The organism is Acidithiobacillus marinus, from assembly GCF_002847505.1.
Lineage (GTDB): Bacteria > Pseudomonadota > Gammaproteobacteria > Acidithiobacillales > Acidithiobacillaceae > Acidithiobacillus > Acidithiobacillus marinus.
Genome location: NZ_MXAV01000025.1, coordinates 1 through 25340, shown reverse-complemented (window position 1 = coordinate 25340; position 25340 = coordinate 1). Strand labels below are relative to the sequence as shown.

At 55.1% G+C, this 25340-nt stretch carries 28 protein-coding genes and 1 pseudogene; 4 read left to right on the top strand and 25 right to left on the bottom strand.

Annotation, left to right across the window (positions count from 1 at the left end; genetic code table 11):
• Nucleotides 1-33: 33 nt before the first annotated feature.
• The 10 genes and pseudogenes from B1757_RS06295 to rplM all read right to left on the bottom strand — a co-directional run bounded on the left by B1757_RS06295 (nucleotide 34) and on the right by rplM (nucleotide 7713).
• Nucleotides 34-1218 (bottom strand): outer membrane beta-barrel protein, encoded by a 1185-nt coding sequence (locus tag B1757_RS06295; protein ID WP_101537509.1) that lies wholly within the window; start codon nucleotides 1216-1218, stop codon nucleotides 34-36.
• Nucleotides 1219-1465: 247 nt separating this feature from the next.
• A complete protein-coding gene (locus B1757_RS06290; protein ID WP_172437624.1) occupies nucleotides 1466-1738 on the bottom strand; it encodes a YMGG-like glycine zipper-containing protein in 273 nt (90 codons plus the stop codon).
• 55 nt (nucleotides 1739-1793) lie between these two features.
• Nucleotides 1794-2171 (bottom strand): hypothetical protein, encoded by a 378-nt coding sequence (locus tag B1757_RS06285; RefSeq protein WP_253253747.1) that lies wholly within the window; start codon nucleotides 2169-2171, stop codon nucleotides 1794-1796.
• Nucleotides 2172-2492: 321 nt separating this feature from the next.
• Nucleotides 2493-3572 (bottom strand): EAL domain-containing protein, encoded by a 1080-nt coding sequence (locus tag B1757_RS06280; protein WP_172437623.1) that lies wholly within the window; start codon nucleotides 3570-3572, stop codon nucleotides 2493-2495.
• A 149-nt stretch (nucleotides 3573-3721) separates the two neighbouring features.
• Nucleotides 3722-4114, bottom strand: coding sequence for a hypothetical protein (locus tag B1757_RS16025; RefSeq protein WP_368233151.1), 393 nt, complete (start codon nucleotides 4112-4114; stop codon nucleotides 3722-3724).
• A 43-nt stretch (nucleotides 4115-4157) separates the two neighbouring features.
• Nucleotides 4158-4820 carry an ISAs1 family transposase gene (locus tag B1757_RS15070; RefSeq protein WP_143484185.1) on the bottom strand — a complete coding sequence of 221 codons (663 nt, stop codon included), beginning with the start codon at nucleotides 4818-4820 and terminating at the stop codon, nucleotides 4158-4160.
• Between the two features lie 220 nt (nucleotides 4821-5040).
• Nucleotides 5041-5379: pseudogene (locus tag B1757_RS16020) on the bottom strand (Druantia anti-phage system protein DruA); the annotation flags it as partial.
• A 377-nt stretch (nucleotides 5380-5756) separates the two neighbouring features.
• Entirely contained in the window at nucleotides 5757-6791 is a 1035-nt protein-coding gene (gene argC, locus B1757_RS06260) for an N-acetyl-gamma-glutamyl-phosphate reductase (protein WP_101537507.1), read from the bottom strand.
• A gap of 93 nt (nucleotides 6792-6884) precedes the next feature.
• Entirely contained in the window at nucleotides 6885-7271 is a 387-nt protein-coding gene (rpsI, locus tag B1757_RS06255; RefSeq protein WP_101537506.1) for a 30S ribosomal protein S9, read from the bottom strand.
• 13 nt (nucleotides 7272-7284) lie between these two features.
• Nucleotides 7285-7713 carry a 50S ribosomal protein L13 gene (rplM, locus tag B1757_RS06250; RefSeq protein WP_101537505.1) on the bottom strand — a complete coding sequence of 143 codons (429 nt, stop codon included), beginning with the start codon at nucleotides 7711-7713 and terminating at the stop codon, nucleotides 7285-7287.
• A gap of 219 nt (nucleotides 7714-7932) precedes the next feature.
• On the opposite strand from rplM, the gene B1757_RS06245 reads away from it, so the two are divergent.
• Genes B1757_RS06245 through B1757_RS06235 form a run of 3 tightly spaced genes read left to right on the top strand, consistent with a single transcriptional unit; the run spans nucleotide 7933 to nucleotide 9680 of the window.
• The gene (locus tag B1757_RS06245) at nucleotides 7933-8799 is read left to right on the top strand and encodes an MBL fold metallo-hydrolase (RefSeq protein ID WP_101537504.1); all 867 of its coding nucleotides are present in this window, start codon (nucleotides 7933-7935) and stop codon (nucleotides 8797-8799) included.
• A 21-nt stretch (nucleotides 8800-8820) separates the two neighbouring features.
• The gene (locus B1757_RS06240) at nucleotides 8821-9249 is read left to right on the top strand and encodes a YeeE/YedE family protein (protein ID WP_101537503.1); all 429 of its coding nucleotides are present in this window, start codon (nucleotides 8821-8823) and stop codon (nucleotides 9247-9249) included.
• On the top strand, nucleotides 9246-9680 hold the full coding sequence (locus B1757_RS06235; RefSeq protein ID WP_101537502.1) for a DUF6691 family protein: 435 nt from the start codon (nucleotides 9246-9248) through the stop codon (nucleotides 9678-9680). Before B1757_RS06240 ends, B1757_RS06235 begins: the two co-directional genes overlap by 4 nt.
• An 89-nt stretch (nucleotides 9681-9769) precedes the next feature.
• Here B1757_RS06235 and B1757_RS06230 read toward each other — a convergent pair whose 3' ends face one another.
• From B1757_RS06230 to B1757_RS06170, 13 genes are read right to left on the bottom strand one after another with little or no spacing between them, the layout of a single operon-like run.
• The gene (locus B1757_RS06230) at nucleotides 9770-11098 is read right to left on the bottom strand and encodes an NADH-quinone oxidoreductase subunit N (RefSeq protein WP_101537501.1); all 1329 of its coding nucleotides are present in this window, start codon (nucleotides 11096-11098) and stop codon (nucleotides 9770-9772) included.
• Entirely contained in the window at nucleotides 11088-12548 is a 1461-nt protein-coding gene (locus tag B1757_RS06225) for a complex I subunit 4 family protein (RefSeq protein WP_101537500.1), read from the bottom strand. Before B1757_RS06225 ends, B1757_RS06230 begins: the two co-directional genes overlap by 11 nt.
• Complete coding sequence (gene nuoL, locus B1757_RS06220) at nucleotides 12545-14407, bottom strand: NADH-quinone oxidoreductase subunit L (RefSeq protein WP_101537499.1); 1863 nt, start codon at nucleotides 14405-14407, stop codon at nucleotides 12545-12547. The genes B1757_RS06225 and nuoL overlap by 4 nt, the downstream gene beginning before the upstream one ends.
• Nucleotides 14400-14711: an NADH-quinone oxidoreductase subunit NuoK gene (locus tag B1757_RS06215; protein WP_101537498.1), complete on the bottom strand. Its 312-nt coding sequence runs from the start codon at nucleotides 14709-14711 to the stop codon at nucleotides 14400-14402. Before B1757_RS06215 ends, nuoL begins: the two co-directional genes overlap by 8 nt.
• A complete protein-coding gene (locus tag B1757_RS06210; RefSeq protein WP_253253746.1) occupies nucleotides 14701-15195 on the bottom strand; it encodes an NADH-quinone oxidoreductase subunit J family protein in 495 nt (164 codons plus the stop codon). The genes B1757_RS06215 and B1757_RS06210 overlap by 11 nt, the downstream gene beginning before the upstream one ends.
• Nucleotides 15192-15722, bottom strand: coding sequence for an NADH-quinone oxidoreductase subunit NuoI (nuoI, locus tag B1757_RS06205; protein WP_101537497.1), 531 nt, complete (start codon nucleotides 15720-15722; stop codon nucleotides 15192-15194). The genes B1757_RS06210 and nuoI overlap by 4 nt, the downstream gene beginning before the upstream one ends.
• Nucleotides 15719-16675: an NADH-quinone oxidoreductase subunit NuoH gene (nuoH, locus tag B1757_RS06200; protein WP_101537496.1), complete on the bottom strand. Its 957-nt coding sequence runs from the start codon at nucleotides 16673-16675 to the stop codon at nucleotides 15719-15721. The genes nuoI and nuoH overlap by 4 nt, the downstream gene beginning before the upstream one ends.
• Complete coding sequence (locus B1757_RS06195; protein WP_101537495.1) at nucleotides 16672-18969, bottom strand: 2Fe-2S iron-sulfur cluster-binding protein; 2298 nt, start codon at nucleotides 18967-18969, stop codon at nucleotides 16672-16674. Before B1757_RS06195 ends, nuoH begins: the two co-directional genes overlap by 4 nt.
• Nucleotides 18966-20225: a complex I 51 kDa subunit family protein gene (locus B1757_RS06190; RefSeq protein ID WP_101537494.1), complete on the bottom strand. Its 1260-nt coding sequence runs from the start codon at nucleotides 20223-20225 to the stop codon at nucleotides 18966-18968. Before B1757_RS06190 ends, B1757_RS06195 begins: the two co-directional genes overlap by 4 nt.
• Nucleotides 20210-20722, bottom strand: coding sequence for an NADH-quinone oxidoreductase subunit NuoE (gene nuoE / locus B1757_RS06185; RefSeq protein ID WP_101537493.1), 513 nt, complete (start codon nucleotides 20720-20722; stop codon nucleotides 20210-20212). The genes B1757_RS06190 and nuoE overlap by 16 nt, the downstream gene beginning before the upstream one ends.
• Nucleotides 20697-22397 (bottom strand): NADH dehydrogenase (quinone) subunit D, encoded by a 1701-nt coding sequence (gene nuoD / locus B1757_RS06180; protein ID WP_101537492.1) that lies wholly within the window; start codon nucleotides 22395-22397, stop codon nucleotides 20697-20699. Before nuoD ends, nuoE begins: the two co-directional genes overlap by 26 nt.
• The gene (locus B1757_RS06175; protein WP_101537491.1) at nucleotides 22384-22884 is read right to left on the bottom strand and encodes an NADH-quinone oxidoreductase subunit B; all 501 of its coding nucleotides are present in this window, start codon (nucleotides 22882-22884) and stop codon (nucleotides 22384-22386) included. Before B1757_RS06175 ends, nuoD begins: the two co-directional genes overlap by 14 nt.
• The gene (locus B1757_RS06170) at nucleotides 22875-23234 is read right to left on the bottom strand and encodes an NADH-quinone oxidoreductase subunit A (RefSeq protein WP_101537490.1); all 360 of its coding nucleotides are present in this window, start codon (nucleotides 23232-23234) and stop codon (nucleotides 22875-22877) included. Before B1757_RS06170 ends, B1757_RS06175 begins: the two co-directional genes overlap by 10 nt.
• Before the next feature lie 151 nt (nucleotides 23235-23385).
• Between B1757_RS06170 and B1757_RS06165 the strand changes: the two genes are divergently transcribed.
• On the top strand, nucleotides 23386-23691 hold the full coding sequence (locus B1757_RS06165; protein ID WP_101537489.1) for a hypothetical protein: 306 nt from the start codon (nucleotides 23386-23388) through the stop codon (nucleotides 23689-23691).
• Here the strand turns inward: B1757_RS06165 and B1757_RS06160 are convergent, their stop codons facing one another.
• Entirely contained in the window at nucleotides 23692-24924 is a 1233-nt protein-coding gene (locus tag B1757_RS06160; RefSeq protein WP_101537488.1) for a multidrug effflux MFS transporter, read from the bottom strand.
• A gap of 72 nt (nucleotides 24925-24996) precedes the next feature.
• A complete protein-coding gene (locus B1757_RS06155) occupies nucleotides 24997-25203 on the bottom strand; it encodes a YgaP family membrane protein (RefSeq protein WP_101537487.1) in 207 nt (68 codons plus the stop codon).
• Between the last annotated feature and the right edge of the window lie 137 nt (nucleotides 25204-25340).

The window sequence follows — 25340 nt, the reverse complement described above, 5'->3', positions numbered from 1 at the left end:
TCGTCTCTCCTAAATACGCAATGTGTGTTTGCCTCAGAACATAAAGCCGGTTTCGACCATTCCGCGTAACTGATTGGTGTTGGTCCCATCCGCTCCGGAGAAGCCGTAGCTAGCCGGAGTCGATGCGGTGACATAGGACAGCTCCGCTCTGGCGAAGAAACCGCCATCCTGATAGGTCGGCGTGAGGGTGATGGACCAGGCGTGAGAATCGGCGGGGAGGTCTGTGAGTGTTGAGGCAATACTATCGCTATTCAGCCCAGAACCCAGGGGTCCGCCCACATGCAAATATTCTGCACGCGCACCCAAAGAGAGTGTGTTAGTGAAGCTGTAGTCAGCCAACAAAGCACCACCATAATTATCGAAAGAGTGTGGAATGCCTAGCCGTGCGGATTCAGGGGTATGCATATACTGGAAATAAGGCTCGATCATCCACGGACCGGAGCTGTATTCATATTCAATGCCGTAAATCTGGCTTTCATTACCAATGGGACTGTAAGCCACCTCATTGGAACTCACACGGGATTTACCCAGGGAACCTTGGCCGTAAATACTGACGGTATTCGAACCGTTAATGGCGTAGCTGACCAAGCCGCTGAGTACGTTATAACGATTGGAGAAATAACCATCTGTCCAGGCCAGCGATGCACTCAATGGACCCGCACTACCATTGAACTGAATACCACGACTGATAATGGGTTCCATATCCCACAGCAAGCCACGCTCAATGTTGACATTCTGATAGGTGAAGCCACCTTCTGCACCAATCAAGGTGGGTAACTGGCCAATTTCCACAGAATAATGAGAAGATGGGGCAAATTTTAGATATGCAACAGGCAAGGCCCCAAAATCATTGATCGTATTACTTGGCGTCGCTGTGGATAAACTTGCTACTAATGTTGGAAAGCTGTATGCACCCGCCTGAATATAAAACTGGATCGGCCCATTTTCTTTCTGGATGATGACCATGCCGTTGGTAATGGACGCACCCACCCGCTTAGCCCCCAAGGTACCTGCTGCTCCCTGAGGATTATCCTGATAAAAAGCCATACCACTGGCAACGCCCTGCACATCCAGCTGGCCCAGGGGGCCGGCACAGAATGTCAGGGGATTGGGCAAGGATAACGGGCTGGCATCAGCCACACCGGCAACGAGAGGAAGACCCACGCATAAGCTGGCGAGGATGGCACGACGGAAATAACGATTGCTGTAGTGCGACATGTTGACTCCTTGGCATGTATGAAAACAATCAAAGCTGTGGTCAAACAGCAAAGTACATGCCCAATGATTCATACCCCGCCAGAATAAAAATTATCATTATTAAACAATATGATAATAATATTTAACCTATGAAAACAGCAAGCAAGCGCACCAATTTAGTGCGCAGCGCACTTTTCCCGTGCAAGCATTCTTCCGCCCGTAAAAAACCCGGCGCATGGCCGGGTTTCCGTCTTCAGGACAAAAAAGATTAATTGCCGTTCAGGGTTCTCTCAATCTTGGGTAGGGCTGCGCCCACGCCAGCGCCGACCGCACCACCCACTGCGGCGCCAACAGCGGGATTGCCGGCGGCCACAGTACCCAGCACAGCACCACCAGCAGCACCAATAGCGCCACCACTCAGCGCCCGCTGTCCGGTAGGACTCATATTGGCGCAGCCACTCAGGGCAAGCACACATAACGGAATGATTAACCAGCTACTTTTTCTGGGACGATGCTCCCAGGTGCGAATATTGACCTTCATCAGAACTTCTCCTCTACGTTGCCTCAAAAGACTGATAACTGGACTTATGGGGCAGTCAATGTCTCCAGTCATCATCATGGCGCCAGCGACCCGCCCAAGGAGGCGGGCCGTGATGCTTCCATGGCCGGGGACGATAATAGCGAATGGGCGCAGGCTGCACATAATAGCCTGGTGCTGGATACGCCAAGACCGGTGGGGGTGGCGGCGGGGCTGGTACATAATACACGCGCCGTGGTGGTGGCACGTAATATACCGACGGGGGAACATACACCGGAGCCCCATAATATCCCTGGTTGTTCCCAAGAAACACGCGCAAACCCGGGACCGCAACGCCCAGGGATAAGTCACTATCCGCCCAGGCAGGGCGATCCACTCCCATGCATAGCGCCGCAAATAATCCCACAAAAATTGTCCATTGCGGCAAACGATGCATAGAATCTATCCCTCTATTTTTCATAGTTTCTCCTTGAGCCATCAGGCCCATCTGGGCACTCGCCTTTGCCGAAAATTATCAGGATACTGCTTTTAATTATCGGATCAACAAGAAACACAAGCAAGAAGCTTGCCAGATTATGCACGTTATTATTCAATGCGATACCAAGAGGCTCTGTAGCCAAATCGCCACAAAAATTGCTCCAAAAGAAAAAAACAACTGCTTTCTAACGGGTTACCCTGTCGCCCATATCAGGAATAAAAATAATACCAGGTGAAGGTCGCCGACAAGCTGAGGGTAATTATTCCAAACTCAGGCTTATCAACGGTCGCTCTCAAAGAGAATGGCTTCGCGAACCAGCTCCTGTATTTCAGCTTCAATACGCGTCAACGCCTGATCCAGATATCCCTGTCCCGGGTCAGATTTGGCCTGACGCAAGCGGGCATGGGCCAGCAAAAGCGGATGATCGGGCGGTGCGCCGTGCTCATGCAGATAGGTCACCAGAGGACAAGGCGGGGGCTCGATCGCAAGAGAGACATCAATCCAGCCCCGCCGAAGGGCGTCCATCAGGGGGCGGCGCAACAGGTGCGCTGCGTAAGCACCCAGCAGGGTTGCGGGATGGCTGGCTGTTCCTTCGGGCATGATGTAATCCGATTGCAGCATGGTCAGCAAAACATCAGCAGGCATGGGTCTGGCAATGGCATAGCCCTGTACATGGTCGAGCCGCAGGGCGCGCATGGCATCCAGTATGGATAGGGTTTCGACTCCTTCAATGACCAGCTCGGCATTGAGGGCATTCGCCAACAGTTGAATACTCTGAACAAAAGCGAGATTTTTGGGCTGCGCGCACAAATCGCGGATGAAGCCTTGATCCAGCTTGATTTTGTCAATAGGTAGGTCTTTCATGCGGAGCAGGGAAGAATAGGCCGAACCCACATCATCCAGGGCAATACGTACCCCCGTAGCCCGCAAAGCCAACAATCGCTCCTTGGCGATATTCCGGTTCAGAAAATCGCCACTCTCCAGAAGTTCCAGAAAAATTCTGGCTGGAGCAATAGGACTGGTAGCCATCGTCCCGGTAAAACAAGTCGCACAATCATGGTCCACCATAAAATCAGGGTCTACATTGAAGGAGAGATTCAAAAAAATCCCTTTCGCATCTAGAGACTCGAGAACCTGGAGGCCGGCCACCAGCATCAAGCGGCTGAGCTCCCGACGCTCATCCATATCCAGAAACGGAATAAAGCTATCGGGAGAGAGAATCTGCCCAGAGGGATCGCGCATACGTGCGAGGGCTTCAATGCCGACTATTTTTTGCTGGTTGATGGAGTATTCGGGCTGAAAATAGGCAAGCAGGGCTCCGTCAAGCTCGCCAGATATAGTAGCAGAGGTTTTCGCCACTGATTTTAATGGTGGTTTGAAGGGGCTATAGTTGGTGGAAATGCGGCATTTTCAGGCGATTTTGGGTGCAGAATCGTGAATGGGGTGGCTGACGGACGCAGCTCGCCCTCCGGAGCTATTCTCGGATAGGTAAACCCCGTGGTGGCGCCTCAGTATCCGAGTTGGCGGAGCGTTTTGTGCGCGCTGGCGGCGAAATCCCGGCACGCTTTGGCGATATTCTTGACGCCAGTGAGACGCATAATGCTCATGGCCAGTTCGCGCAAGGTCGCCATCATATGGGGACCGTTCTGGGTACGGACTTGGGAGAGGTCCTCGTGGAAAGTCACATCGCGGACATGATGGTTCCGGTTTTCAATTTCCCAGTGACCACGGGCCAAGCCCAACAGATTTTCGGGCGTGGCACGATCCGGGGTCAGGCTGGTGAGTCCGAAGGCATAATCATCCCGAATCGTGCCCTCTTTGCTGTTGATGGTGGAGCGTTGGATCAGGAAAGCTTGTCCGACATGCGGAAAATGGAGGCCGGTTGCCCGGGTGGCGACGATGATTTTGCGGTATTCAAAGCGGCCATGCCCGACCTCTGTGGTTTCAGCGTTGAGGGGGAAAATCGCCCCAAGGGAGGCACGTCAGACGGTCGCGGAGTTTTCGTTGATTGCCTTTGACGGCGGTGAAGAGATAATCGGCTTTCTTGTCTTCGACGAGGAAGCGGGCGGTCTCCCGCTGGGTATGCAGGGCATCGGCGGTGACGACCTTGCCCGCGATGTTGACGTCCTGGAGCAGGTTGCGCAGTTCTGGAATTTCGTTGGTTTTCCGGGCGATTTCTTTTTGCGCGATGGTGGCCCCCTGTCCATGCAGGAACGCGCTGAGCAGATGCACCTGAGCGCCGTCTGCGCGTGCGGCCCCTTTGAGGACTTTGCCATCGACGGCCACCGCTTCAAAGCCCGCCGTACCCAGTAGCCAGGCGCCGATCGCCGCATCCAGCGCCTCCACATCGGCCCCTTGCAAGACGCGCCGGATGGTCGGTTCGGAGGGGGCGAGGTAGCGCTTGGTTTTGGGATCGAATCGGGCGCGGATGCGCTTCAATTGAGCCTGGGTCAAGCGACCGCCCCACTCGGCGATGGCGGCATAACTTTCGGCCCGCGTCAGGACAGCGGCCACGGCCACCGTCAGGATGGCCGGGAGGGGATGCTGCTTGCCTAGTTTGCTGCGGGTATCGGGAAGGCGGAAAAAGATTTGGCGCAAGCCTTCCATTTGCGCGGTCGCTCAACGTCACGGTTTGCATGGGGGTATGGGTCCATTCGAGTTGGGGCTGCGGCTGGGCCAACCAGGCCCGCGCCTGTGGATGGAGAGGAAAGAGCAGAAGACGTTTAGGTTGGCCGTGGTGGACATAGCCACCACCGGGACGGCGGGCGAAGCCCTTGGTTCCGCCGACATCCACCCAGTTGGCGGCCCGGTAGCAGGCACCGGTAAAACGGGGGGATTCCACAAAGGTCTCAGCCAGCACGATGGGATGCCCATAGACGGATTGCCAGTCCGCAGAGAGCCTGTGCAGGTTCAGCGCCAGAATACGGGACGCCAGATTCGGGAAGGATTCTCCGGGCAGGATCAGAAAACGGGCATTGTTGGCGATGAGATGCAAGCGCTGGCGGCGCAAGATCCAGGACCAGCCGATCCACCGATCCCGCGCCTGGCATTGAAAAGCGGCGGCATGCCAGCCCAGTAACGCTACCCAGCGACCATCGAGCGTAGCCACATAGCGCAGGTTACGGCCCGCCAAGGTGCGAAAGCCCCGGTAGTGATACGTTTGCATCAGCGTATTCCAGCGTTCCCGCTCCGTGGGCAGGATGGGTCGCACCTGAACACGGTGCAGGCTGGCTTGCTGGTTTTCGGTGAGAGTTGGGACTTCCATGCGGCAAAAGTTACCGCATTCATCCTGAGAAGTCCAGAAAAACCCTTTGTGCTACTCCATCAGCAGCTTAGATGGAAGGTTGACAGGGCCCTGATAGGCAAGCAGATCCTGGGGAAAGCGCCAGCTTGTCTGCTGAGAAGGCTTCACAGTGAAAATTCAGGTGCTGGCTTAAGAGCACCGAAAAAATCGTGACAAAACATTTTTCGATTATCCAACCCGATCAACAAAGTAGTGCCTATGAATACATAGGCATATCATATACTCCTATTATTAGCACACTATGGCAACAAAGCTATTTGTGTCAATCCAGCGGTTTCGGGCAAAGCAAACAAGCGGTTCATGTTCTGAACCGCCTGGCCGGCCGCACCTTTGACCAGATTATCAATCACCGACAACACCACGACCTGTCCCGGACGGGGCTGATGCACGGCAATTCGGCACACATTGGCGCCGCGCACCGACCGGGTAGCCGGATGGCTTCCAAAAGGCATGACATCCACAAAAGGCTCTTGCGCGTACCGTTCTGCAAACACTGCCTGCAAATTAGTGTCGCTCATGGGCTGCCGCAGGCGTCCATAAAGAGTGGCATGAATACCGCGAATCATGGGCATGAGATGCGGGGTAAACTGCAATTCGATGGTATTCCCACTGATTTCCGCGAGAATCGCCTCAATTTCCGGACGATGCCGGTGGCCACTGACGCCATAGGCACTCACACTGTCGGCGGCTTCAGGAACGATCAGGTTCACCTTTCCGGTACGTCCTGCACCACTGACGCCCGATTTGCAGTCGGCCACCAGAGTTTCCTGCTGCAGCAAACCCGCCTCCAGCAAGGGGGCTAATCCCAGAATGACTGCCGTGGGATAACATCCCGGATTGGCAATCAGGCGCGACTGAGCAATGGTCTCCCGATAATATTCAGGCAGCCCGTAGCGCGCTTCTCGGAGCACATCTGGGGCGCGATGGGCCATACCATACCACTGCGCAAACACTTCAGGGTTCGCCAAGCGAAAATCTGCGCCAAGATCAATCACCCGGACATCCTGCGCCAACAGTTCCGGAGCACTGTCCATGGCCACGCCATGGGGTGTGGCAAAAAACACGACATCCAGTTTCGTCAGCGCCTGGGGGTCGGGGGCGGTATAAGTTAAATCACAAACTCCGCGCAGGTTGGGAAAATGCGCATCCACCCTTTCTCCGGCCTCGGCGCGGGAGGTAATGACTTGTACCTCCACTTCGGGATGAGGAATCAACAAACGCAACAATTCCACTCCCGTGTAACCGGTACCGCCCACAATCCCTGCCCGAATCATGTCATTTATCCTTCTATTGCTTTTAAAGCCATACCAAGAAAAAACCACAAAAAAGCCGCCCGGAGGCGGCTGGTTTCAATTCCAAGCGTGATCTTAACGTTTGGAGAACTGATGACTGCGCCGTGCCTTGTGCTTACCAACTTTCTTACGCTCCACTTCGCGGGCGTCTCTGGTCACGAACCCTGCACTGCGCAGCGGTCGACGCAAGGTTTCATCATACACCATGAGGGCACGGGTAATGCCGTGACGAATGGCACCCGCCTGACCACTGGCACCGCCACCGCTGACGTTCACCAGAATGTCAAATTGACTGCCGTGTCCGGTAAGTTCCAGGGGCTGCATAACCACCATGCGCGAGGTTTCGCGGCCGAAGTACTCTTCCAGACTCCGCTTGTTGATGACGATCTTACCGGAACCGCGCCGCAAATAAACCCGTGCAGTGGCGCTTTTGCGCCGACCCGTGCCGTAATATTGTTCCATGATAGTACTCACCTTAAATATCTAAAGTCTGGGGCTGTTGCGCCGAGTGGGGATGCTCGGAACCGCTATACACCTTGAGCTTGCGGTACATGGCCCGGCCCAGGGAGTTTTTCGGGAGCATACCCTTCACCGCAATTTCGATAATCCGCTCCGGGTGGGTTTCCATCATTTTTTCAAAAGAAGCGCTCTTCAGATTGCCGACATAGCCGGTATGATGGTAATACATTTTGTCCTTGGCTTTATTGCCGGTCACCGCGATCTTGTCAGCATTGATGACAATAATGTGATCCCCAATATCGGCATGGGGGGTGTACTCGGGCTTATGTTTGCCGCGCAGACGCGTGGCTACCTCGACAGACAGGCGGCCCAATACTTTATCGGTTGCATCGACTACGAACCAGTCTCCCTGGACTTCATGAGACTTGGCAGAATAGGTCTTCATCACAAAACTCCGGCTTCGGGTTTTTCACTGAGGGGCGGGAGACTAGCGACGAAACGGAGTCTTGTCAAGGCATATGCAGCGTCTGTCATGGGCTCAATAAAGAATCGCGTTTGGGTTGCGAACAACAAAAGTTGTGGTAACTCAGCCATATTGACCATAAATTTAGAATAAGTAATTATACTGATCAATTCTTAAATACTAGTTGAGGAGAATGAGCGTATGAAACCCAACGTTGAATGCTTTTTTGATGAAAACACTTTTACCGCCACTTATTTAGTTCGGGAACCAGAAGGCTCTGCCTGTGCCATCATCGATCCGGTGCTGGACTTTGACTATGCGAGTGGTCGTACTTCCACCAGTTCGGTAGAGCGCGTTCTTGAACGGGTGGAGCAGGATCATCTGCAGGTGGAATGGGTGCTGGATACCCACGCCCACGCCGATCACCTCAGCGCCGCCCACTATCTGCGCGAGAAACTACACTGCAAAATCGGTATTGGTGCGCACATCACCACCGTACAGAGCACTTTTGCCAAACTCTATAATGAGTCACAGCAAATCCCTCAGGACGGACGTCAATTTGATCATCTCTTTGACGATGGAGAGACTTTTTTTATCGGCGCCATGCCGGTACGAGTCATGCACACACCAGGACACACGCCCGCCTGCCTGACCTATGTGGTCGATGAAGATGCTGCTTTTGTCGGTGACACCATTTTTATGCCCGATTATGGTTCGGCGCGCTGCGACTTTCCTGGTGGCAGCGCCGATACCTTGTACCGCTCGGTCCAGCGCATTTTCTCGCTTCCGGATGACACGCGCATTTTTGTCGGTCATGACTACAAGGCACCGGGCCGGGATGAATTCCGCTGGGAAAGCACCGTGGGTGAAGAAAAAGCCCATAACATTCACATGGGAAATGGTCGGACCCAGGCCGATTTCGTGGCCCTGCGCCAGCAACGCGATGCCACCCTGGCCATGCCCAAACTGATCCTCCCTGCTCTGCAGGTGAATATCCGTGCCGGAGAACTACCGTCGGCAGAAGATAATGGCGTGGCTTATCTGCGCATTCCGCTCAACGCAGTCTGATTATTCAAGGGAGAATCCTCCATGCAACAGGAATGGTTGATGGGCTTTTTGGGTGGTTTGTTGATTGGTTTGGCGGCCCTGACTTTTTTACTCGTGAATGGACGCATCATGGGAGTGAGCGGTCTCCTCGGTGGCCTCATCGATCGGACCGGCTGGGGCAATGGGGCAGAACGGCTGGTTTTTCTGTTTGGTCTGTTTCTGATCCCTGTTCTCTGGGCACATTTCGTCGCTCCGGTAGACACCCACGTTACCAGTAATATCGGACTGGTCATTATTGCTGGCCTGCTGGTGGGTATCGGTAGCCGTCTGGCCAATGGTTGTACCTCCGGTCACGGCGTCTGCGGTATTTCCCGCTTTTCGATCCGCAGCATTTTCGCGACGGCGGTGTATTTATTCAGTGGCGTGCTGGCTGTCTCCTTGTTCAGGCACTTTCTGGGGGTGTTGCCATGATGCGGTTATTGGTCGCTTTATTTTCCGGTTCATTATTTGGTCTGGGCCTGGTGGTTTCCGATATGGTCAATGCCCAACGGGTCCAAGGCTGGATGGACGTGCTGGGAAACTGGGATCCGACGTTGGGCTTCGTATTGCTGGGTGCCATTTTACCCATGCTGCTGGCCTGGCCTCTGGGAGCACGACGCGGTAAGGCGTTTCTGGGCAATGCCCTGCCCGGCCCGGCCTCGGTGCAAATCAATCGGGAACTGTTTTTGGGCGCAGCCCTGTTTGGCGTGGGTTGGGGACTGGTTGGGCTTTGCCCCGGCCCAGCTGTTGCCGGGCTGGGCCTGAACGGCAGCAGTGGCTTGTTCTTTTTTCTGGCCATGGGAGCTGGCATGTTTGCGGCATCCCCCCTGCGCCGCTTATTCCTGCGTCCCGTAGCAGCTTGAATACTTTCAGACTAGAAACCTTTCTGCAGGCGTTGCTGCGGAGAGGTTTTTCTCTGGTTGGATAGTTCTGCTCATCCTTTGCTCGGTTTTTAGCTTAAACCATAAGGCATCAGCAACCAGGCAAACAGCAGAATCACGATCCCCAGTGCCGCAAAAGTCTCCCAGCTGCGGCGGCGCAGCAATCGCTCAGGATTGCTGAGCACGGCGGGCTTCCACAAGGCACTTAGATAGTAGGCGAAAGAAAAGGCACTCCCCAGGGCCAGCAAAATCGCCAGCCAGTAGGCCTGGTCATGCACATCAGCAATAATCACCAGCAGCTTGGCAAAAAAACCGATGCTGGGCGGCATCCCCGCCAGGGCCAGCAAGGTCAGGCCCAAAAGCCCCGCCAAAACTGGCTGGCGTTCTCGCAATGCGGACCAAGGAATCGCGATGCTGTTCTCAGGCAATGCCGAAAGCCCCATGAAAGTGCCTACATTCATCAGTCCGTAAACCAAAGCGTAGATAGCTGCGGCAATGATACCCAACGGACCTGCCGCGAGTGCGGCAAGAAAGTAGCCGGCATGGGCAATGGCCGAATAGCCCAACATTCTCCGTAAATGTCCGGCACGATAGGCGAGAACATTACCCACAACAATACTCGTTGCGGCAATGATGGCGACTGGAATTTCCAGTTTCGGGGTCGCCGCTACCAAGGTAATCAGCGCGCCCATGATGGCGACTTTGCCGACTCCCCCGAGAAAAATCAGAAATGGAGCAGGGGCACCCTGATAAATGTCCGCCACCCAGGCATGAAAGGGCGCAGCGGCAATTTCAAAACTCAAGGCCACGAGCAGCGCCAGAACCCCCATCATTCCGAAAACATTCGCAGTCATGTCACCCATGGGGGGAATCACTGCCAAACTGCCATCTCCCAGATAGATCAGGGCAACACCAATGGCAAACTGGGCAGAAGCCAGACCCGCCAGCAACGCATATTTAAAGGCAGACTCCAGCGCGGCTCGACCACTGCCGGGCCAGGCCAGCAGGGCAAAAAAGGGCAGCACCTGCAGTTCCAGACCAATAAATAGCAGCAGAAGACTCTGGGCACTGACCAAAATCAGACTGCCTACCAGAAGTGTCAGCAACAAACCCACCAGACTGCCAGTCATTTTTCGGGTAATAGGATGAAAGGCGATAAAAAACAATCCCGCCGCAACGGCCAGGCTCAGATAAATGCCTAAAAGACTGGCGCTGAGATCCCAGTACAGATCGGCACCAAGGGCCATGTGCTCCACAAAAATACTGGCACCCGCCGCTATACTGCTGGCCCCGCCCAACCAGGGCATGAAGCGGCCCAGAGTCAGGGCATCTGCCAAAAATGCAATGAGTGCTGCAGAAGCAACTATCAGTAATGGCAGCAAGGTCGGATTATACGCCATGACCGCCTCCCTGAATCAGTTCGGCACTATGGGTCGAGAGTAAAATACCCAGATGAGAAAGAATGACCTGGGGATCCAGACCCAACCATAAAGTCAGCAAACCCAGTACCCAGAACAGCAACCATTCGCCTTGCTGCAAATCTTTCAGGGTTTCTGGCAGAGTATGGTTCAGCGGACCCAGCATGATCCGCTCATAGGCCCGCAAAAAATACACCACCCCCGCCAGAATCCCCAGGGTAGCGAGGGCCGCCGCCCAAGGCAGTACCCGGAAAGCACCGGCCAGACTGAGAAACTCCCCCGGAAAATTGGCCAATCCCGGCAGCCCCATACCGGCCAGAAAGAAAAACAGCATCCAGGCCCCGAGTCGGGGAGCCCGTCGAAATAAGCCGCCTAATCCGGCCCATTCGCCCGTAAGGCCTCGATTCTCCATGACACTGACTACGCCGAACAATCCGGCGGACACTACTCCATGGGCAATAAGCAAAAACACGCTGCCATGAATGGCCTGACTTTGCAGCGCGAACAATCCCAGGGCCACCAGATTCATATGGCTGACGCTGGCCCAGGCTGCAAATAGACGCAAATTGGCCGCATTCAGAGCCAGAAATGCGCCATACAGCGTACCAATAGCCCCCAGAATGATGCCGACCGGGGCAAATTCCAGAGCGGCCTGGGGCAACATGGGAATCGCAAAATGGATCAGGCCATAAGCACCGGCGGTCACCGCCGCCCCCGAGAGAAACACACTCCCCGCCGGAGCGGCATGGCCATACCCTGAAGCGGCCCAACTATGCAGAGGAAAAAGCGGCATTTTGACTGCCAGGCCGGCAACCATTCCCAGGAATAACCAGATCCCAAGCCCCGCACTGATCCGGGTGTCCGCCAGCTGCAAAATGGAAAAGTTATATACCCCAGTCTGTTGGCCATGGAGCACATAGACCACCACCAGGGCTACCAGAAACAGTAAAGACCCGACAAAAGTGTACAGAAGGAATTGCAGGGCAGCAGCGCGATTTTTGTGGCCGCTGCGTAAAATCAGAAAAGCACCGGCAAGTGCCAGAATTTCATAAAAAATATAAAACATCAGGACATTCTGGGCATAAAATATACCGAACAAGGCACCAGCCATGACCAGAACGGCACTGGCCAGGGACCGGAATTCCGGCAGGCGCCAGGCAAAAGCCAGACTCACCGGTATCAACAGGGCACAGAGCAAGGCCAGAGTGCTGCCCAGCGGACCCGCATGCAAGGTCCAAAGCCCCCCCAGATAGGGAATATGCAACCCGTGTCCGAGAGTGCCCATGCTGTCGGGAGCGAAACGCAAAATCAACGTCAGCAACAACTCGATCAGGGCGATGGTCATGGCCAGACGCTGCCCTGCCTGTTTTTGTGCGGATAACCAGAGGGCGGCGCACCAGGGCAGGAGAATCAATACTGTCACGAGAATCACAGCAAGTACCCCCAGGCGATAAAGAGCAGCACCACCAGCCCGAGAATCATACCACTGGCATAACGACTGAGCAGACCATCTTCACCACTTTCCAGAACCCGACTTCCGAGCCCGAAGCCATCTTTCAACCCCCCGAGCAGCAACAGTTGAAAACCCGCCTGTTCCAGAAAGCGGTCCAGAACCCGGGCCAGGGCATACCAGATTGGCGGAAAGATACGCAGGAAAACCCGGTCGAAAAACCAGGCATTGAAGAGGAAGGCAATACGACTGAGGCCACGGCCTTCGCGCTCCCATTGGGCGGCCTTGTAGGCAATGGCAATGCCAATGAGAGTGGCCACTGATCCTGCCACCTGTAGAAAAATGTTTACCCCACCTGCAGGGGCTGGCGGCATGCCCAGTTCCGGGGCCAGCCAGGGTAACCAGAGTTTCGGTCCCGGCCAGCCGGGTGGAAACTGTAGCCAGCCAATACCAATACTAGCCACGGCCAGAACGCCGAGTGGAATTTTCATGCCCCAACCCATCTGGTAGGGCTCGCCCGGTTTTTCAGGTCCTTCAAATACCAGAAAATACAGCCGAAAAGCATAAATCGCCGTGAATACCGCGCCTAACAGCGCCAGCACCCAGAGCAACTTGCCACCAGGAACAATAAATGATGCGGCAATAATGGCATCTTTACTATAAAAAGAGGCCGAAATCACCGGCACGGCAGCTAACGCAAAAATACCCGCCAGAAACGTCCAGCGTAAAAAAGGTTGCTGTTTTTTAAGGCCGCCCATCTGACGAATATCATGATTTTCTTTATAGATAATAATGACTACCCCGGCACCCATGAACAACAGCGCCTTGAAACAGCCATGGACGAGCAGATGGAAAAGACCGAGGGAGGGTGCACCAATACCCACTCCAAGAAACATGTATCCCAACTGACTGATGGTGGAGTAAGCCAGTACGCGCTTGATATCCACCTGAGCAATACCGCAGGTAGCCGCATAAAATGCCGTAAAAGCCCCACTCAGGCCGATCACCCAGAGCATCCCGGGCACTGCAGCAAAAATCGGATAAAGACGGATACAGAGATAGACCCCTGCCGTGACCATGGTCGCTGCATGAATAAGGGCAGAAACCGTACTGGGTCCTGCCATGGAATCCGGCAGCCAGATATGCAGGGGAAACTGTGCCGATTTAGCGACCGCACCAATCAATATCAGGATTCCGGCTATGAGCAGCGCCAGATGATCGGGGCTGGCCGCCACTGCTGCAAACAGCGGCGAGTAATTGAGGGTATGGTACTCGGCAAAGAGAATGAAAATCGCCAGGGCCAGGGCGGTATCCCCAATCCGGGTCACCACAAACGCCTTGCGTCCCGCCCAGGCATTTTCCTGCTTGCGATACCAGTGCGCTACCAGCGCATAAGAACACAAACCGACGGTTTCCCAGCCCAGGTACAGCAGCAACAAATTATCTGCCATAGTGAGAATCAACATCCCACCCACAAACAGATTCAGATAGAAATAATAACGCCGTTCGCCGTAATCTCCTTTCAGATATTGCTGGGAAAAGAGATGAATCAAAAACCCCACAAAGGCGGCAATACTGATCATGACCAAGGTCACTTGATCCACATGAAACGCGATACTGGCCTGAAAATGACCGACAGCCATCCAGGTCCAGACCTGATCATGGAGATTGGGGGCGCTTCCATGGGTCATCCATATCGCAAAAACGACCAAGGTCGACAAAAAGGGCATGGTTGCTGCCATGCGGCCTATCTGTCTCGGTGCGAAATGTTCTCCCAAAATGGCATTGAGCAATGCCCCCAGCAGGGGAAAACCAGGAACCAGAAAAAGCCACTCATTCATCGACTTCCTCCCGGAGCAGGCGAAGATCATCTACGCTATCGCCACCCAGCTCATGCTTGACGCGCAGCAACAAGGCCAGGGTTAATGCCAGAGCAGCGCCACTCAGCGCCATCATGAACACCACCAGCACCTGACCAGTGGCCGAATGCCAGCGCGCGCCTCCAGCAAGGGCAATCACCATGGCAGCGTTGAAGAGCAACTCGATACCCAAGAGCAGAAAAATCAGATTGCGGCGCAACAGGATCAACGCCACTCCGACCACAAACAGCAGTGCCGCAATAACCAGCGTCAGCTCAAGTGTCATGCGCGTCCCTCCGATGAATGGCCAGCACCGCCGCAATGATCGCAAAAAGAAGCAGGGCTACGGCCTCGGTCAGCCAGAGGTAAGGCCCAAAAAGAGCACGTCCTACGCTGGCGGGACCTATTTCCTGTATCGTCACCTGAAGATCCGGTCGCTGACCAAAAAGGAGAATCAGGACGACGGTCAGCAACACGACCAAAACGGCAGGCCACCAAAAACCCCGGCGCCAGCGCGCCTCCTCCCGGACTTTCAGCGGCGAACGTAATAGCATAATGGCGAAGAGGAAAAGGACCAGAATAGCGCCCACGTACAACATCACTTCCAGGGCCGCAACAAAGGGCGCCCCCAGTAGTAAAAAAAGAATACTCAGCGCCAGTAAACTGATACCCAGATTGACAGCGCCGTGCATGGGATCGTTGACCACCAGCAACGCCGCTCCACTCATGAGAATGATCAACAACAGCAATAAAATGAGCAGAATCATCATGGCAGATTGCTCCGGACATTGACGGGAGGCTTTTCGTTGATACCCTCTCCTTTATTTTTGTCACCCAGAGCCACCCCGGAATGACGATAAAAATTGTAATGCGGGTGCTTTCCGGTGCCGTCGATGAGCAAGGCGTCCTTTTCATAAATGAAATCGGCATGATGCTGTTTGCTGAAAGCAAACTCATCGAGGAGCTGGATGGCCAGGGTAGGACAGGCTTCCTCACAGAGGCCACAATAAATGCACCGGGAAAAATTGATGCGGAACGTCAAGGGATAACGGCGCGTATCAGCACGCTCTCCCGCCTGTAACTCGATACAGCGGGTCGGGCACACGGCCGAACACAATTGACAGGCCACACAACGTTCGTCGCCATCGGGATCCCGGGTCAGCGTTGGCCTGCCGCGCCAGCGGGGGGGTAAATTCAAGGGCGCTTCTGGATAGCTGACCGTCGAGATGCGGCCGAGTTGACGCAAGGTTGTCCACAGCCCCGCTCCAAGATCGACAAAATTTCGCCACATCCTCATGCCAGCCTCCACAGAGCCGCTGCCAGCGCTGTTGCCATGATGTTGAACAACGCCAGGGGCAAAAGCACTTTCCACCCCAGACCCATCAACTGATCATAGCGGGGACGGGGCAAGGTAGCCCGCAACCAGAAAAATACAAAAATCACCGCTCCCGTTTTGATCAGCAGCCAGATCCAGCCCGGCAACCAGGGACCATGCCAGCCACCCAGATACAACAGCGCAGTAAGTACGGCGATCAGGGTCATTCCAAGATATTCACCCAGAAAAAAGTAGCCAAAGCGCATCCCGCCATACTCGGTATTGAAGCCTGCCACCAGTTCACTTTCCGCTTCTGGCAAATCAAAGGGAAGACGATGGGTTTCAGCGACCCCGGCTATCATGAAAATGACAAAACCCAAGGGCTGCAGGACGATAAAGGGCAGACTCTGGGCCGCCACAATGCCATTCAGGGAGAGGGAACCACTGAGCAGCACCACCCCGAGCAGCGCCAATCCTAAGGGCAACTCGTAGCTGACCAGTTGCGCCACTGCCCGCACCGCACCCAGCAGAGAAAATTTGTTGCCCGAAGCCCAGCCCCCCATAAAGACGCCATAGGCATTCAGCGAACTCATGGCAAGAATGAACAAGAGGCCAATATTCCAGTTGCCGGCCCAGGAAAAATGCTGATCCAGGGGCACCACAGCAAAACTGGCCAGAACACTGAACGCCACCAGCACCGGCGCGGCGCGATAGAGTACGGGGTCTGCAAAATCCGGGACAAAATTTTCCTTGCTCATCAGTTTGAGAGCATCGGCTAGGGCCTGACCGACACCCAGCGGGCCAAGGCGATTGGGGCCCAGGCGATTCTGCAGAAAAGCCAGCACCCGGCGCTCAGCAAATACCAGAAAACCAGCTACTCCGAGCAATATCACGGTAGTCAGCAACATACCCAGGATCATGAGAAAAAGTCTCATGGCTCTTGCTCCCAGGTCACCTCGACTGGGTCACCGGGATATAATCCCAGCTCGGCAAAACCTTCCTGATCGATAGCAATAACGCCCTGGACCATATCCTCACAGGGGATGACCGGCAAATGCAGTTGCCCGCAGGGGCCCTGCAAGGTGGCCGATGCGGCCTGAACGTCCGGATGCACCCGCAAACCCCGGAGAGGCGCCAAAGATTGCAGGTCTTCCGCCGTATCCGCCAGGGTTTCACCCCCATACCAGCGGAATATATCCAGTTCCCACTGCTCAGGTCCCACAGTCGGGGGGAGAGGCAGCGTCGCAATTTCAAAGCGGGCACGAATGGTGTCTGGCAGCAACACGCCCGGACTGTCGGGGTCTGGCGCTGCAGGACAAAGAAAATGCAGATAAAAATCAAGCCGTTTTTGCCAGGCTTCATGAACATGCAAGAGCTCGGCAAGACGCCCCAGCCAGAACAGTGGCGACGGTGGTCCCAGCGGATGCTTCATTCCTCCGGCAGCATCGGGAAAACCGCTGCCATGCACTGCCGAATGCAATACCTGGGCTTCGCGCTGGTACACGGGAGCAAATGCTTGAATCCGCCCTTCATAATTCACGAACAGTCCGGCACGTTCTGGGAATGCCGCAACAGGTAATAGCGCTTCTGCGGCTCGGGCAGTTGCCGAATCCACCATATCCAGCAAAGCGAAGCCCTCCAAGCCGGAAGACAAAGTCCGCCACGCTCCTGCCCCCCAATCCTCACCCAGGGGATCCGCCCCCAGGCAGAGCAGGTGATTGATTTCACGCTGGCGCAAGGCCTGCTGGAGACGCTCGGTGTGCCCATCTGCTGCAAAATAGGCCGCTCCGAACAAATTAGGGCGATTGACAAAAGCGCCGGCTCGGGCGTTGGCAGGGAGCTTTTCCAGGGTTTTACGCAGGGCATACAAGCCCGATGGCCCCAAAGTCTCCGCCGTCGCCAACAGCACCGGTACTCGCCCTCCCTGCAGACAGGGATCATCCGCCAGTTGCGCTACTTGATCACGCAAGGCACTGGGACGCAGGGGGCGATAATCGCCTTTACGGGCAAGCCCGGTTCGGCTGCTGGCCAGCACCGTCAAACGCGCGCCACGGCCTAGGGCCTGCCGCACAGCAAATCCAGCCATGGGCGCAATACTATCCAGATCTCCGATAACCACAATGCGATCTGCCGCTGCGACCTCCTGCAAGCTGGGCGCCTGGGGTAGCGCCAAACATTGTTGTGCCAGAGCTTCCGCCCAGGAACTGGTTACTGCAGCAAAAGGCGCATGTAAACAATCAGCCAGCGCAAAGAGGCCCAAATTGCTTTGCAGATCCTCTCGGGGAGAGCCCAGAAATCCACTGCGTCCCTCTTCCAAACGGCTGGCCAATTGCCGCAACACCGCTTCCTGACGACTGGTTTCGCCCTTCAGGCGCGGCTGCAAGGGCCGGGAATGGGCCGTCACATAAGGAAAAGCATAGCGACCGCGATCGCAGAGGAAGTGACCATTGATTTCGGGATGCTGGCGATTACGAATCCGTCGCAGGGTCCCCAGACGCGCTCCCGGAGTAGTGTTGCAACCCACCGCACAATGGGGGCAAACCGACGGCCCCTGCTGCAGATCCCAAACCCTGACATAATCATGGCGAAACACCTTGTCGGTAAATACGCCGGTTGGGCAAACCTCGACCAGGTTGCCACTGAAAGGACTTTCCAGAGGGCCGTCTTCCAGGCGCCCGAAGCTCACCCGGTTGCGCGAGCCGAACACCCCGAAATCCTCTCCCAGGGCGGCATCCTGATAAAAACGTACGCAGCGATAACAGGTAATGCAGCGATTCATTTCCTGATAAACCAGAGGACCAAGATTCTGATTGCGATAGGTGCGCTTCGGGCCGCCATAGTGGCGGACACTATGTCCGGTTTGCACGGTCATGTCCTGCAAATGACATTGCCCGCCCTCATCACAGACCGGACAGTCGAGGGGGTGATTGGTCATGAGCAGTTCAATGATCTCCCGATGTTCCGTATGCACATCGTTTTCCAGAGTCACCAGTTGCAGATCATCACTGGCGGGCAGCAGACAGGCCATGGTGATGCGGGGCGGATGCTTGCTGTCATGAGAATACATTTTTACCGCACATTGGCGGCAGGCACCCAGACTGCCAAGAGCCGGGTGAAAGCAGAAATAAGGGATCTGACGATCCTGACCCGCGGCAATGGTAGCTTCCAGTACATTTTGTCCGGGAACGAAGGGAATCTCCTGACCATCCAGATAAAAGACATGCTTCATGACTGGCGCTCCCGATACGGACAATGGCCGAGACGCACATGGGCCTGAAAATCATCGGCAAAGGCATGGAGACCCGAAAGTACTGGCATCAAAGCTCCGGGGGCCAGCGCACAAAAGCTGTTGGGGGCGATCTGTCCGCCCAAATGGTGCAGGGTGTCAATATCTTCCATGCTGCCTTCTCCTGCCTCAATGCGCTCCAGTAACCAGCGCACATAAGGCAGCCCTTCTCGGCAGGGCGTGCAGAAGCCGCAGGATTCACGAGCAAAAAATCGGGTGGTCGCTACCAGAAAATCAACGGGACATTGTTGGTCATCCATCAGAATAAAGCCTCCTGTACCCAGTCTGGAGCCCGCCTTGGCCACGGCATCAAAGTGCATGGGCGTATCGAAGTGCTCGGGCATCAGAAAGGGTGTGGAGGAACCGCCGGGCAGTACCGCGCGCAAACTGCGCCCTTCCTGCATTCCTCCGGCATGATCAAAGAGGATTTCCCGAGCCGTCGTGCCCATAGGTAATTCAAACACCCCCGGGCGTTGGGCAGGCCCGCAGACGCTATATAGTTTGCTCCCCACACCGCCGTTCACGCCCAGACTGCGAAACCAGTCGGCGCCGCGCGCCAGGATACCCGGCAAATGCGCGATACTTTCAGCGTTATTCACTGTCGTCGGCTGCAGCCAGAGCCCTTGCTGACTGATATGGGGTGGTTTTTTGCGGGGATTGGCCCTTTTGCCCTCAATGGCATTGAGAATGGCCGAGTCTTCGCCGCAAATATAGCGCCCCAGAGAAATGTGGATATCCAGACGCAGGTCACCGTCGGGCAAACGCAGCAAACCGGCTTTTTGAGCCTGGTGCAGGGCTTTTTCGAGTATGCGGGCACCCGCTGCATATTCCCCCCGTACAAAGATCACCGCATAGCCCACGCCCAGAGCGTGGGCGGCAATCAGCATGCCCTCGATAATATGGTGGGGAGCTCCGAACAGCAGCGCCCGGTCTTTGATACTTCCGGGCTCGGTTTCATCCAAATTACAGACCAGATAGCGAGGCTGAGGTGCGTCAGCACCGCGCAGACGCCATTTCAATCCGGTGGGAAAACCAGCACCACCGCAACCACGTAGTCCGGATTTTTCAACCTCGGCGATAATATCGGCAGGATCCATCTCTATCGCTCGAGCCAGACCGGCATAGCCGCCAGCCTGACGGTAAACCTGCAAATCAGCAGGATCCGGATCCGCAAAATGCCGACTCAGGATGGCTTCCATACATCCGCCTCCAGTTGTGCCAAAAGTTGAGTCAAAGCCTGCTTATCCATCGGCCCCAAAGCCTCCTGATCGACCAAGACGGCTGGCGCCCGATCACACATGCCAATACATACATGGGGAATCACCGTCAGCTTGCCACTCCGGCTCACTTCTCCAAACCCGACGCCACAATGCTGACGCGCCTGGGTCAGAATGTCCTGAGCCCCGGCCATATGGCAGGCAATACTGTCACATACCCGCATGACATGAGTGCCCACCGGTTCGCGCAGCACCAGACTGTAAAAAGTGCAGAGCTCCTCGACTTTTACCGGACTCAATCCCGTCAGTGTAGCTGCGAGCTGCAAGGCTTCGTCATCAATATAGCCCCGCGCCTTCTGCAGAGCCTGCAGAACCTCGCTGATGGCCGCCTCCGGCACCGGCGATTCCGCCACCAAGGCCCGTAGCCTGGCAAGCAGAGCATCATCATGCAGATCAACGGTCGAGGTCGGCGAGGACATAGTCTATGGATCCAATGGTGGCAATAAAATCAGGCAGGGCGGTGTCACGTCCCAGCTCGGTGATGAGCTGGACATGCGGAAAAGAAGGCGTGCGTACCCGCAGGCGGTAAGGGTGGGCACTACCATCGGCGACCAGGTAATAGGCCAGCATGCCCCGTGCAGATTCCGTGATACTCAACGCATGTCCGGCGGGCGGGCCAATTTCTCCAGCCATCTGTTCAAAATGATGAATGAGTGTTTCGATATCCCGCAAGGTGTGATCTTTGGGGGGCAAGGCATAGCGGGCATCGGCAGCCAGAGTCGGTCCCTCGGGCATTTTATCGGCGAGCTGTCGCAGCATACGGATACTTTGGCGGATTTCATCAATATGCAATTGCGTCCGCGCCAAAGCATCCCCATCCGTAGAAGTGGGCACTTCAAAATCAAGGCGTTCGTAAAGTCCATAGGGTGCAGCCTTGCGCATGTCCCAGGCTTTGCCTGTACTGCGCAAAACAATGCCCGAGGCACCCCATTTTTCGGCCTGTGCAGCGGACAGCACGCCAATCCCCCGGGTCCGGGCACGGAAAATGGGATTGCCGACGGTGAGTGTTTCGCTATCGCGCAAACCCGACTCGACCTTCTGCAATACCTGCTGCAGATCCTCCCGCCAACCCTCGGGTAAATCGGCCGCCACTCCGCCAATCCGGAAAAATTGCGGATGCAAGCGACCACCGGTGTATTTTTCTATCAGGTCCAGCAATAAGGCACGGTCCCGAAATGCGTAAAATGCCGGCCCCATGGTGCCCAAATCATTACCATAACTACCCAGCCACACCAGATGCGAGGAAATGCGGCAGATTTCTGCGAGCAGCGTCCGGATACCCTCGGCGCGGGCGGGCAGTTGCAGATCCGCCAGCATTTCGACAGCGCGCACATAGGGAAATTCGCCCAGCACGCCACCCAGATAATCCACCCGATCGGTATAGGGTATGAAATTGTGGAAGGTATGACCCTCTGCAATTTTTTCCACGCCCCGGTGATGATAACCAATATCCGGATCCACGCTGGCAATTTTTTCTCCCGAAATGTTCAGGACAAAGCGCAAAATGCCGTGGGTTCCCGGATGATGTGGCCCCACATTAAGTATCGTTTGCCCCGCTTCCGGGGTGGCAACCTCTTCGCTGTAGGCCTTAAGGGCTTCATGGAGATCTGCCTTGCTCAGATGATAGGCCGGGCGCGCTGTGGCACGAATGGCTTCCGCTTTGCGCAGCGGATGCCCTTCCCACAGGGGTGGCAGCAAAATGCGGCGCAAGTCCGGGTGATCACTGAATTTCAAACCAAAAAGATCAAACACCTCGCGCTCATACCAATTGGCATTCACGTAGATGCCCGTGATCGAAGGCACGGGGATTGCCGCATCGGGATGGGCCACCCGTAAACGCAACGCCCCTGCACCCTCCAGACCGTGCAAATGATAAGTTAACGTATATTGGGTCAGCCCTGTGGTGTGTTGAACGCCTTCGTCCACGGCGGTCAAATCCAGGAGCATGGGAAAGGGGGGTTGCATTTCTTCCCGCAGAAATTGCAGCGCCGGGAGTAACTGCTCCTCGGGCAACAGAAAATCCGGCCAGCCATCCCGTCCATCCGTCAGGGGACTAGCCGCAAAACGCTTCTGCAACACTTCAGCCAGAAGCATGATTCAAATCTCTCTGAAATATCCGGGGCGGATGACGGCGAATTTTTTGTTGCAGCAGCAGCAGGCCATCCATCAAGGCCTCTGGCCGGGGCGGGCAGCCGGGAACATACACATCCACCGGCAAAAGCCGGTCGATTCCCTGAACCACACTATACACATCATACATCCCCCCGGAATTGGAGCAGGAACCCATGGAAATCACCCATTTCGGCTCCAGCATTTGTTCATAAATCTCGAGAATCATGGGAGCCATTTTCACAAATATCGTACCTGAGGTGATCAGTACATCAGACTGGCGCGGTGAGCCGCGCAGCACTTCTGCGCCAAATCGCGATAAATCGTGGCGGGGGGTGACCGCAGCTACCATCTCGATAAAGCAGCAGGAGGTACCAAAATTCAGGGGCCACAGTGAGCCAGCACGGCTCCAGGCCAGCATTTCTTCAAATTTACCGACCAGCAGGGACAAGGGACCCGGGCCTAGTGCCATTGCAAACCTCCCATGCGCCACTCGTAAAATAAACCCAAACCCAGAATCAGCATAAATGCCAGACCAGCAACAACCGGTCCCCATCCCAAGTGTTGAAAGGCGACGGCCCACGCAAACAAAAAGGCAGCCTCCAGCTCGAAGACCAAAAAAGAAACGGCCAGCAGATAAAAAGCAACGGGCGTGGCAGGATGAGTACTGGTGTTAGTGCCGAGACCACTTTCAAAAGGCACGTTTTTGTTGCGGTTGGGATGACTTCCGCCGAGCAGACCCGACACCCAGAGGATAGCCATCAAAACCAGCAATACCCATGCGGCAAAAATCCCGACGATCAGGGCGGGGCTGGGAATCATGACCAATACTCCCACATTGCGATTTTTGTCGGAAAATACAAAAAACCCCCTTTCCAGAATACTGGCACGGCGAATACTACCGCAGCCGCATCATTGGACTACGCTGTATAGTATAGACCATGATTTGTCGTGCATCGGAGGAGCGCTACTCATGAATATCTGGGAAGATCCCGCCGTCCAGTCGGGCATACTGGACTATCTGGACCAAAAACAGCTGCTGGCCAGCTTCACCAGCATGGGCGGCGTGGCGATCCGGGAGGGCGCGCAATGTCATTGCAGCCTCCCCGAACATGTCGGGAACGAAGTGGTAGTGCTCTGTCAGTTTGATTTTGATGAACTGGTTCCCTTCGGAGCGGCAGGTGATCAGCGCCTCCGTCAACAGGGACAGGTGCATGTGCGTCTGGACGAGACGGGTAAGGTGGTCGATGCCTGGTTGTGCCGCCCCGGATCCTGCTGATTAGTTTTTTGTGCGTAAAATGGGCTCTGGCAAAGTCCGTGCATAAAGCAAGGCGATGCCGGCAATACTGGCGCAGCCGAAAATTGTGATGCCCAGCGCCAGAGCGCTATGGATGGTCAAACTCCCGATGACGATGGCTGAAAATGACGCTGCCGTGAATTGCATGGCGCCGAGCAGCGCGGAAGCGCTTCCCGCATGGCGACTCTGGCTGGCCATTGCCAGCGCAGTAACATTGGGCCCTACCAGTCCGATACCCGCCACATACACAAACAACGGCAAGATGATGGCGATCATGCTGATCCCCGAATTCAAGGCGCTGACCAATAACAGCAAGGCAGCCAGACCCTGTACACTCACAATGGTCTGGAGAATGCCTTCCGCCGTGTAGCGGCGATGCAGGATTCGGTTGAACTGCGCCATCAACACCAGCCCCAGTGCATTGGCACCGAATATCCAGCCAAAGCTACTTGCCGGAACCCGGTAAAGATCAATAAATACAAAAGGAGATCCGGCAATATAGGCAAACATCCCGCCGTAGCACATAGCATACACCAGAGAAAAAGCCATGAAGCGCTTGTCCAGCAGCAGCGCATGATAACGCCGCAAGACTGTTTTGATCTCTAAAGAATGCTCCGCCGTCGGGACATGACTTTCTGTCAGCCCCAGATAAACCAGGCACAGGATACCTATTCCAAATACAGTCAGTAACCAGAATATGCTTTGCCAACCCAAGCAGACGAGCAAATATCCGCCCACCAGCGGCGCGACAATAGGGGCAAGACCCATCACTAAAATCATTGCCGCAAAAATATGAGGGGCTTCCCGAGGAGGAAACAGGTCCCGAACCACCGCTCGGGAAATGACTATTCCTGCACAAGCGCCAAGACCCTGGACAAAACGCAGGGCCACCAGCATTCCAATAGACGGTGCAAGAGCACAGCCAGCCGAACTCAGCACATAAAGCATCAGACCCAGGAGTAGTGGGCCTTTACGTCCAAATCGATCTGAGAGCGTCCCGAAAAAAAGTTGCCCCAGAGAGATCCCTACAAAAAAACTGGCCAGCGTCAGCTGGACCGTCAGATGGGATGTAGAAAAAAAGCGAGTCAGCGTTGGCAGACTCGGAAGGTACATGTCAATCGACATGGGACCGAAGGCACTCAGCATGCCCAAAATAAATATTAAACGTCTTTTATGCGGCAAGATTTTTCCTTGGCTTCGCCTTGTTCCTTCCATAACAGGAAGGCACGGATAATCCGTGCCTTCAATCGGCAATCCTTTTCAGGAAGAGGCGGAGCAGTCAAGGGTTCAGCTTTGTTTTTTTACCGGACAGGTCCTGATCCCCAGCACGGTATATAAACCGCAAAAGCCGGTGATTCCGGTAATCAGCGGTATCAATCCCAGCAAAGCCCACCACTTGCTGGCTCCTGGTAAAAATACCGCCAGTACCACAATGATTACCAGTCCCAGTACCACCCGAATCATACGATCCAACTTTCCTTCATTGACAGGCATCATTAGCTCCTTTGCAGGCATTGCCAGCATACTTTCACGCATAAGCAGATTATAGTCCGTGGTCTAAACGCCCATCAAAAATGATCTACCTGCACCAAAGACTGTATATCGATGCGATTTCTTGGCCACGCATTTGG